Raw genomic sequence first — 10,574 nt, forward strand, 5'->3', positions numbered from 1 at the left:
CCCCTTTGGCCCCGACCGTCGAAGCGAAAACAGCGTAGGAAAACGCTACTGTCCGATCGGATAGCCCTCTTCGGGATGGGCGATCGCCCTGTCATTTACCGTTACCAAGTATCCCTTAGCATCGGGCGCTTTTGAGACGGAAATGCGGTAATTTCCGCTCGGCAGTTGAAGGTCTGCCGCAAAGCTATCCCACTGGGAAGGCAAGGCCGGCTTGACGAAAAGTCGTCCGTTTTTCATGCGGATACCGAGAATGCCTTCGATAGCGACGCGATAAAGCCACCCAGCAGATCCTGTGTACCAGGTCCAGCCGCCACGGCCGGTTAATTGTCCTTCACCATAAATATCAGCCGCGACCACGTAGGGCTCTACACGATACGTATCGGCCTGATCACGATCGCGTGCATGGTTGACGGGGTTGAGCATGTCGAAGCAATGCCAGGCATCGTCGCCACGGTTCATCTCCGCCAGCGCCATCACGACCCAGGTCGCGGCATGGGTGTACTGACCACCGTTTTCGCGCACACCCGGCGGATAGGACTTGATATAACCCGGATCTCGCGCCGACTTGGCGAAGGGCGGCGTGAAGAGCCGAATTATCCGGTTGTCGTCGTCGACGAGCTTTTCGAGAACGGCGTTCATCGCCATTTCGCCGCGCTCGCGATCGCCTTCGCCGGAGAGAATATTCCAGGACTGCGCGATCGAATCGATCTGACATTCGAAATTCTCGTCCGAACCGAGCGGGCTACCGTCGTCGAAATAGCCGCGGCGATAGTGACTGCCATCCCAGCCCGCCGTTTCCAGCGCCTTGCGCAATTCCGGCAGATGCTTGGTCCAGCGCTCGACACGCTCCTTGTCGCCCCGCGCCGCCGCATAGGGCAGGAAGGCGGCGAGGGTACCGGCCAGGAACCAGCCGAGCCAGACACTCTCGCCGCGGCCCTGGATGCCGACACGGTTCATGCCGTCGTTCCAGTCGCCGCCGAGGATCAGCGGCAATCCGTTGCCGCCCTTGCGCTTGATCGCGAGATCGAGCGCCAAGGCCGCATGTTCGTAGACGCTGACCTTGTCCTGCGAGACGGTCGGCTGATAGAAGACGTCGTGCGTGCCAGGCATCAGGGCGGCCCCTTCGACGAAGGCAAGCTCCTCGTCGAGAAGCGACTTGTCGCCGGTCGCGGTGCAATACTGGTCGATGGCATAGGCGAGCCAGACGACGTCGTCCGAGATACTCGTGCGCACGCCCGCGCCGCTGCCCGGCAGCCACCAATGCTGCACGTCGCCTTCGCGGAACTGGCGTTGGGCCGCGTTCAGGATCTGCTTGCGGGCAAGCTCTGGCGCATGCATGAGGAAGGCCAGCGTATCCTGAAGCTGGTCGCGGAAGCCGAAGGCGCCCGAGGACTGGTAGAAGGCGGTGCGCGCCATGATGCGGCAGCCGAGGCTCTGATAGGGGAGCCAGGCGTTGATCATGTTGTTCATCGCCTTGTCCGGCGTCGATATCTGTAGACGGCCGGTGAAGCTATCCCAGAAGCCGCGGCTGGCCGAAAGCACAGTCTCGAAATCGGCTTTGCGGATATCGGCGACCAAGGCACGCGCCTCCTCGAGCGAAGCGGTATCGCCCATATAGAAGCAGATGTCCTTCTGCTCACCGGTTGCGACTGTCAGATCGAAAGCGAGCGCCGCGCAGGGGTCGCCGTCGAGATCAGTGGAGTTGGAGAGGACGGCGCCGGAAACGACGGCCTCTGGCATCTGCACCGTGCCGTAGCGGCCGATGAATTCGCGGCGGCTGGCCGAGAAGCTCGAATGCGCCTCGCTCGCCGCCATGAAGGCGACACGCTTGGAATAGTCGATGCTGTAGGGATTGTTGGCAAACAGGGCACCCGTCTCTTCGTCCAGTGACGACAGGATGAACGGTCTCGTCTTATTCGGATTAGTGCCGAGCACCCATTCCGCATAATTGTAGAGCCGCAGCCGGCGGGCGCCGGCGCCCATGTTGCGGACGCGCAGGCGGAAGAGCTTGACGGGACGTTCGCGATCGACGGTTTGTGTCAGTTCCAGCGCTATACCGCTCTGTTCGCTCGAGAACACCGAGTAGCCGAGACCGTGACGGGCCTCAAATCGGATTTTCGGATTACGCGACAGGCCGGCATAGGGAGTCATCACCGTATTGCTGTCGAGATCGGTCACGTAAAGCGCCTCACCCGGACGGTTGATGACCATGTCGTTGGTCCAAGGAGTCAACTGATAGTCGCGGGAATTGTGGCTCCAGGTGAAGCCACCGCCTTCGGCGGGCACATGGAAGCCGAAGCGGTCGTTGGATATGATGTTGACCCACGGATGCGGCGTCGACTGGCCGCCGGCAAGCCGGACGACATATTCGCGGCCATCGTCGGCAAAGCCGCCATAGCCGTTCCAGAAATCGAGATCGTCCTGGGCTTCCAAAGCATCGGCCGTAAAGACCGACTCCTGCGGCACCATCGGTAAGGCAAGGCGATTGACAGGCAACGGTCCATCTGATTGCGAGGAAGCGAACAGCGTCGTCGCGCGCGCGATCTGGTCAACAAGCTTGCCGTTGCGAGCATGGAAGATCACCCGCGATGCAGCGAGGATCTGCTGGTAAGTCTCGTTCTCGATCAGGTCCTTGCGAACCGAGAAGATGTTCTGCCGCAGCCCATCGCCCTGATTGTGGCGAACGTGCTCGACGAGCTTGTCCAGCTCGCGCTGCATATCCTGAGCGTGATCGACTGCGCGCTCGTTGACGATCACGAGATCCGCATTGATGCCACGCGAACGCATGTATTCCGCCGCGCTTAGCGCTTCCCTGGCGATTTCGAGATCTATGTCGTCATTGATGCGCAAGGTGAAGATCGGGAAATCACCCGAAATAGTCACCGGCCAGAGCGCTGACTGCGAATGCAGGCCAGCCTGAACGGTGGCGCCGTCGGCGCGCAGGTGCATATCTGGATAGACGAGGTAGCGGGCGAGCTTCTGGAAGGCTGCCGCCTGCTGCGAGGTGACGCCGACGTGGCGCATCTGCATCTGCGTGCGCGTCCAAGCCTGCGTCAGCTCAATCCCGAAGGTATCGGGGTTGCGGTAGCGTTCGACAGCCTTGTCGACATCCTCGCGGTTCGGCGCGGCGATGGTCCAGAAGATGATGCTGACCTTCTTGCCGGCAGGAACCCGCACGACCCGACGCAACGACAGACAGGCGTCCATCGTGAAACCGTCGGTGCCGGACAAGGTAGCGCCCGGATCGAAGGCCGCAGCTTCTGCAAGCGTGCGACCGCGGCCGAGGAACTTGCGGCGGTCCGTCTCGAATTCGGTCGGACGCTCGGAACCGGCATTGTCGACAACCAGATGGGCGACTGACATATCCGGCTCGTTGTAGTCGCGTTTGTTGCGCTCGGCGCGGATCACGTCGCCGCTGCTGCCGATCTCCGTGCGCACGAACATGCGCGTAAAGACCGGATGGCCTGAATCGACATCGTCGCTGGCAATCGCCGGCTCGAGATAGGAGGTTACTTCGATGAAGCGGTCCTCAGCGCCCATGTTGAGCAGCGTGACGCGGCGGCCTTCGGCATCGTTTTCCGTTGCGACGATGCACTCGACCTCACTGGTGAGATCACCGATGGTCTTGGTGTATTCCACCTTTTCGTCGCTGAATGAGACCTTGACCTTCTCACCTTCGATGCTGCGCGGGTCCGAGGTCGTGGACCACCATTGGCCGGATATGGTATCGCGCAGGAAGATGAATGTGCCCCAGCGATCTTCCGTAGGATCGGGCCGCCAGCGCGAGACGGACAAGCCGTTCCAGCGCGAATAGCCGGCGCCGGTTGCCGTCAGCATGACGGAATAGTGACCGTTGGAGAGAAAGGCGAGTTCGCGGTCCTGCGTGGCCGGATCGGCGATCTTCCGGATTTCCGGGCGCAGCATGTCTTCCTGGATATTGGCCGGCTGGTCACTCTCATGCTTAGCAGCCATGACCGGGATATCGCGCGGCGCCTTTTCCTGCAGCAGCAGTTCGGCCGCTTCGATCACAGGATCGGCGTGGAACAGCTCACGCAGGCGGCCGTTGAAGGCGACATTGGCAATAGCCGCAATCGACATGCCGTGATGGTGGGCATAGTAGTTATAGACCACCGCGCACTTCTTACCTTCCGGAACGCGGGTCGGCGTGAAGTCGACGGCGTCGTGGAAGCCATAGGTGCCGAGCGCTCCGACCTTGCGGAGCTTCTGCAGATTTTCGAGCGCCGCTTCCGGCCGGTATTGGCTGGCCAGGATAGAGGCATAGGGCGCGATGACGGCATTCTGGCCGAGGCCGCGCTTCAGGCCCAGCGAGGGCACGCCGAAATTGGTGTACTGGTAGTGCATATAATGGTCGCGGGCATTGAAGGCCGCTTCCGAGATGCCCCAGGGGATGCCCGCGCCCAGACGCTTGGCATAGTTCATCTGCTCCTGAACGATCAGATTGTTCGTCTGGTTGAGAATACCGCCCTGGCGCTCCTGCATGACGAGCGGCGGCATCAGATATTCGAACATCGAGCCGGACCAGGAAACCAGCGCGCCGCGCGAACCGATCGGCACGACCTGACGCCCGAGGCGGTACCAATGCTCCGTCGGCAGGTCGCCCTTGGCGATGGCGAAGAGACTGGTGAGGCGGGCTTCGGACGCCAGCAAGTCGTAGCAGGCGGCATCGAGTTCGTTGGTTTCCACACGGAAGCCGATCGAGAGCAAACGCCGTTCCGGACGGTAGAGGAAACTGAAATTCATCCCGAAGGCGATTTCACGCATGCGGTCTCGCAGCTTTGCCAGGCGCTGACGCAGCGCATCGACATTGGCGAGATCGAAAACGCTGTCAGCGATATGACCTTCGCAGACCTTCACCAGCGATTCCGACCAAAGCAGCACCTCTCCGCTCTGCGGCGACTTGACCTCGTAGTCGAGGTTGGCAGCGAGCTTCTGGATATCATGCGCCAGGACCGACAGGTTGATGATGCGGATCGAGGCGAACTCATGCTCGCGCTTGACCGCCGCCAGCGCGTTCCGGAAGCCGATAATGCGTTCTTCCAGTCGATGACGCAGCGGACGGACGGTTTTGCGGTCATCCGGCAGCTCGGCAAGCATTTCACCGAGAATGCCGGCGACATCGCCGATACCGTCGAGATTGCCTTGCATATGCGCGGAAGGCGCTTCCGCCCAGATGCGGCAGGCCGAAGACACGGCGATCAAGTGGCCGGCAAAATTGCCGCTATCAACCGCCGAGACATAGCGCGCGCCCATCGGCTTTAGGGTGTCGGTATGATACCAGTTGCACAGATGTCCGCGGAACTTCTCGAGCTTCTCGACCGTCGCCATGGTCCTTTCCATGCGATCGATGGTTTCCTCGAAGGAAATCCAGCCGAAATTGCGGGCCGAAATCACCGATAGCAGGTAGACGCCGATATTGGTCGGCGAGGTGCGGGAGGCGACCACCGCATGCGGCGTCTGTTGCACATTGTCCGGCGGCAGATGGTTTTGCTGCTCGACGACGAAGGTGTCGAAATAGCGCCAGGTGCGACGCGCGATCTTGCGCAGCTCGGCCGAGACACTTTCCGGCACTTCGAGCTTGTCTTCGGTTTCCGCCGTCTGGCTGACATACCAGGCGATCGCAGGCGACAAGACCCAGAGCAGCGCAAAGGGAATGCCGACGAAGAAGGCGTTGTCGCCGGAAAGAGATGCGAAAGCCAATGCCAACAGCGCCAGCACAGGCGCGTGCCACATGACGCGGTAGTGACCGAGGATCGTCGTCTGCGCCGCAGCCTGGGCGCTAGCCGCCGTACGCCACTGCAGCATCAGCTTGCGGCTGACGAAGGCGCGGTAGAGCGAGCGGCCAATGGCGTCAGCCATGATACAGGCGCCGTCGGCGATAAAGACGATACGTAGCGCCACTTGCGCATTGGCGGCACGGATATCCGACCAGACCGTATAGAGATGGGCCCGGGCGACGATATCGCTGGTGCGCGGAATGATGCCGTTGATCAGCGACAGCGTCGGCGCCACGAACAGGCAGAAGATCAGCAGGATCTGCCAGATCAGGGCGGCGAACGGCCCCATGAAATACCAGCCGAGAACGGAGGCGAAGAACCAGGCGATCGGCGTCAACGAGCGGCGCAGATTGTCCATCATCTTCCAACGGCCGAGGCCGGTGACGCCGCGCTTCGGATTGAAGAGATATGGAAGCAACTGCCAGTCGCCGCGAGCCCAGCGGTGCTGGCGCGAGACTTCGACTTCGTAGCGAATCGGGAAATCTTCCACGAGCTCGCAGTCGGTCACGAGCGCGCAGCGCGCCATCGAGCCTTCGAGCAGATCGTGGCTGAGAACCGCGTTCTCTTCGATCTTGCCCTTCAGCGAGGCCTCGAAGGCATCGACATGATAGAGGCCCTTGCCGGTGAACGTGCCTTCTTCGACGAGGTCCTGATAGACGTCCGAGACGGCAAAGACGTAAGGGTCGAGGCCGCGATTGACGGAGAAGACGCGCTGGAATACCGAGGCGTCCTTGCCGGTCGTCAGCGACGGGGTGACGCGTGGCTGCAGCACGCCATAACCGCGGACGACGCGCTTGCTTTCGGAATCGAACACCGGCCGGTTGATCGGATGATGCAGCTTGCCGACGAGCTTCGTGACCGTGTCACGCACCAGGCGCGTGTCGGAATCGAGCGTCATGACGTATTTCACGTCCTTCGGCACGGTATTGGCGCCGGGCAGGAAGGTCGTATCGCGATCACCACGCAGCAACAGGTTCAGCTCGTGCAGCTTGCCGCGCTTGCGTTCCCAGCCCATCCAGGCGCCTTCGGCCGGATTGTAGAGGCGGCGGCGGTGCAGCAGATAGAAGCGCTGCTTGCCGTCCTCGGCATAGCGGGCCGAGAGATTGGCGACCTCGCGGCGGGCGTAGTCCAGAATTTCCAGATCGCGTTCGCTCTCTTCTTCCTTGCTGTCCGGCCAGTCGCTGAGCAGCGCGTAATAGACCTCGCCGCGTGGATTGGCGAGGTAATGAACTTCGAGATTGCGGACCAGCTCGTCGACGCTGTCGCGATTGGCGATCAGTGTCGGCACGACGACCAGCGTGCGGGCTTCTTCCGGAATGCCTTCCTTGAACTCATAGCCGACGAGGCGCGCCGGCGTGAGGAACATGGTGACCACGAAATTGAACAGGCCCGTCGCACCTTCCGATGCTGGCAAGGAGAACATCAACAGCAGGATGATGGTTTCGGCCCAGCCCATGCCGGCCTGGATCATGAAATAGCCGACGATCCAAAGCGCGATCACAGTGAGCAGGAGAACCGGTGCGGCGATCGCCAGCCAGTTGAACTTGCGCCATTCGCGGACGAAGCGCTGCGACAGCTTCGGCCGGAAGCCGATCGCGTTTTCCAGCTTCTCGATCTGCTGGCCGACGATAAAATCGCCGATATTGGGCTCATGCGGTTGCGGCTCGCCTGAGACCTTGGCCGCCTCGGTCATAGCCATGGCGACCTGGGCGATCTCCATCTCCGTTTTGTCGGAACGGCGTGCAAGCTTTTCGATGGCGCGGCGATAGCTGTTGCGCGAGCCGGGATCAAGCTTTGCGTAGTCGGTCTCGTCCCAGAGCAGCTTGTCGACCGCGCTGACCTCCTCGACCCAGCCCGACCAGTCGGTGTCGTCGATTAGGCGCAGGCTCTTGATGATGTTGCCCATCGTCACATTGCCGGACGACAGGCGGTTGTGCTCGGCCATCATGACGGTTTCGGCATCGGTGCCGGCGTCCGCCAGGCGCCTTTCCAGCCAGGTGACGGCAAGGCCCGACGTATGCGAACCGTCGCGCAAGCGATAGAGGAACTGTGTCGCGAAGGTATTGTCCGATGTATAGGGTTCGAGCGTCTTCAGGAACTCGGTGACCTTGGCGTCGTCATTGATGCGGATCAGTTCATCGACGGCGGCATTGGCCTTCTTGCGCGTCAGTCGGCTCTGTTCGACGCGGCTGGAGATACGGCGCAGGTTATCGACGAGGACGTAGCGGACCAGCGACGGAACCGCCCAGAGTTCGCCGATCTTCAGCATCTCGTGCGACTGGAAGCCTTCGACGAGTGCGAGCAGACCCTGGTTGGACACGGTACTATGCGTGTGGGCGACGTAGAGCCAGGCGAGCGCCAGCGTGCGCGGCATTACCATGCCATCGATGGTGATCGTCTGCAGCTGATCGTAGAACTTCTTCGGAAAATCGCGGCGAACTTCCTGGATCGCCTCTTCGATGATGTAGTGGTTGTCGAGCAGCCATTCAGCGGCCGGGGTGATCGATTCGCCTGCATCGACGTCGGCATTGGCCGAACGATAGACGCGCAGGATCTCCTTTTCGTTCTCCTTGTGCCGAGCGAAGAAGTCGAAGGGCGCAAAGCCCGGCAGCTTCGTGCCGGCGCCATTGCGAGCGAAAGCCGAACCGCATTCTCGGATCTGATCGTTGGAGAAATAGGCGGCACGGATCGAATCGTTATGATCGATCTGCTTGGCTTCAGAATCGCGCGGCGGAACAGTGGAGAGATTTTGAGATGTCATGGATTCGGGTTCTGGGTCCAAACAGAGTGACAGGCATTGTCGCCTTCGAGTTTTTTGCCCTGCCCGACACAACTATTCATGAATTTGGACCCTTTGCTTCGCTTCCCGGCGTGCGAAGGGGATGAATTCGAAGTGACGGCTTAGAACAAACGTATTCGGGCGAAGATTTTCACGGCCTCTTCTTCAGGATCATGGCTATTTTGCGCCACCGTTCGAAACAGGCTTCCGTGAAACTTGACACGCGGCCGGACGGTTCCGGCAGCGGTCCGCACGTGTTAAAGACAATCGATCAAGATCATGAGGCATTCTCCTTAGGCTGATTTCTTTCGATCGGAAATTCAGCAGGGCTTGGCAGGTTGAACCCTCCATATCCCGCAGAAGATGAACTTAAACTGAACTCCCTCAAAAGATTCGCAAACTCCTCTCAAGACCCGTTTTTCTCAGGGTAGGAAATGACCGACAGGAAGCGGATCGGCAGGCTTACGAGTACTTCCGGGCCGTGCGGCGCATCGGCGTCGAAGAACAGGCTATCGCCGGGCCCCATCGCATAGAGCTTGTCGGCATGACGGTATTCGACCTCGCCTTCCAGCATATAGATCAGTTCCAACCCTTCGTGTTGAAAAGCCGGAAAAACATCGGAATCGGCTGTGAGCGTGATAAGATAGGGCTCAACCTGCAGTCCGCTAGACCCATTGCCGATGTGGCCGAGCAGATTATACTGATGACCGGCGCGCGTACCACGCCGCTCCATCTCCAACCCCTCGCCCGCTTTCACAAAGACCGCATTGCGCTTTTCCTCGAAACGCCGGAAAAACGACGTGACGGGCACGCCGAGCGCCCGCGCCAAGGCTTGCAATGTAGTGAGAGAGGGAGACGTGTTGCCGTTTTCGATCTTCGAGAGCATGCCGAGCGATATGCCGGTGGCCGAGGCAAGATCGGCGCCGGTGATGCCGAGCTTCTTGCGGAACGCGCGGACCTCGTGGCCGATCGCCAATTCGAGATTGTTCTCCTTGAGGTCGCGTGGGGCATGCGGGTCCTGTTTCAGAACCGCCTTCGCTCCGCGAGCACCGTTCCGCCTGCTGTGCCCAGCTTCCGCCTTGGTCATGCTTCCGCCCCGTCTATTTAGTATTTTGGCGAAGCTTACTGTTTTCACGAAGCGCATTCTATCGGGCACAAGAAATTTTCTTTGCCCGGCGAAGTTTTGACAGCGCCTGGAAAAGAAGAGTTGCCGTAAGGGAAGGTTTCAACTTGGAGTGGGAAGGGCGACGCAGCGCCAAATCGGGCTCATCTGGATATCCTCCCGATTAGTCGCTGCCGCCATTGAGAAACAAAAGATGGGATGAGACTTCAGCCGCAACCGTGTGGCGCATGCCACATCAGCAGCCATCCGTCGACGGCCATAATCGACCGATGCCGATCAGGCCATCCTTGCAGCGGGATCAGACCACGATGCCGATGACGATGGCAGCAACGAAAAGGAACGCGGCGGAAAACAGTGCAACATGAATCGCGGTCTGAATCTTATGCCGCGTCGCCGCGACGCGCTTCGAACCGTCGAACTGATTTACATGCGTATTCGACATACCCAAATTCGCCATGTGTTGCCTCCGTTCGTTTTTTTGTTGATGTCTCACGGGACATGCCCGTGGCTGACATTCATATAATCCCTATCAATTAGGTAGACATGATTTTTTGTCCAGAGGCCAACAACGGAAAAAATAAACCACTGGACTATGGTCAGGCTCGCAAGATCAGCAACGCTGAACTCAGCAGAGAATGCGGCGAGCCCAGATCAAGGTGCGCTCTACGGCGCTTGCTTGAGGAGCCGGAGTTTCGGCCGGACCGATATGACGGCGGCTGTTTTCTTCCGGCAGAGTGACGGTCAGCACGTCTTCCTCTTTTGCCGGCATTGGCGGATGAAGATAACCCATGGTCATGCCACCCATGAAAAACATGCCTGCCTCCACTCGCATATGACCCGAAACAGGGATCACGAAAGTTAACCGCCATTAACGGGA

Annotated in this window: 4 protein-coding genes; all 4 read right to left on the minus strand. The window is 60.0% G+C overall.

All coding sequences use genetic code 11. The features are described from left to right. Window positions 1-45: 45 nt before the first annotated feature. Complete coding sequence (locus tag PY650_RS01315; protein ID WP_285877264.1) at window positions 46-8,556, minus strand: glycoside hydrolase family 94 protein; 8,511 nt, start codon at window positions 8,554-8,556, stop codon at window positions 46-48. A 424-nt stretch (window positions 8,557-8,980) separates the two neighbouring features. Next, a complete protein-coding gene (locus PY650_RS01320; RefSeq protein WP_285877265.1) occupies window positions 8,981-9,661 on the minus strand; it encodes a helix-turn-helix domain-containing protein in 681 nt (226 codons plus the stop codon). 334 nt (window positions 9,662-9,995) lie between these two features. Beyond that, the gene (locus tag PY650_RS01325; protein WP_285877266.1) at window positions 9,996-10,154 is read right to left on the minus strand and encodes a hypothetical protein; all 159 of its coding nucleotides are present in this window, start codon (window positions 10,152-10,154) and stop codon (window positions 9,996-9,998) included. A gap of 168 nt (window positions 10,155-10,322) precedes the next feature. Continuing rightward, window positions 10,323-10,511: a hypothetical protein gene (locus PY650_RS01330; protein WP_285877267.1), complete on the minus strand. Its 189-nt coding sequence runs from the start codon at window positions 10,509-10,511 to the stop codon at window positions 10,323-10,325. Window positions 10,512-10,574 lie beyond the last annotated feature (63 nt).

Origin of the sequence: Martinezella calliandrae (genome assembly GCF_030272695.1) — a bacterium.
GTDB lineage: Bacteria > Pseudomonadota > Alphaproteobacteria > Rhizobiales > Rhizobiaceae > Rhizobium > Rhizobium calliandrae.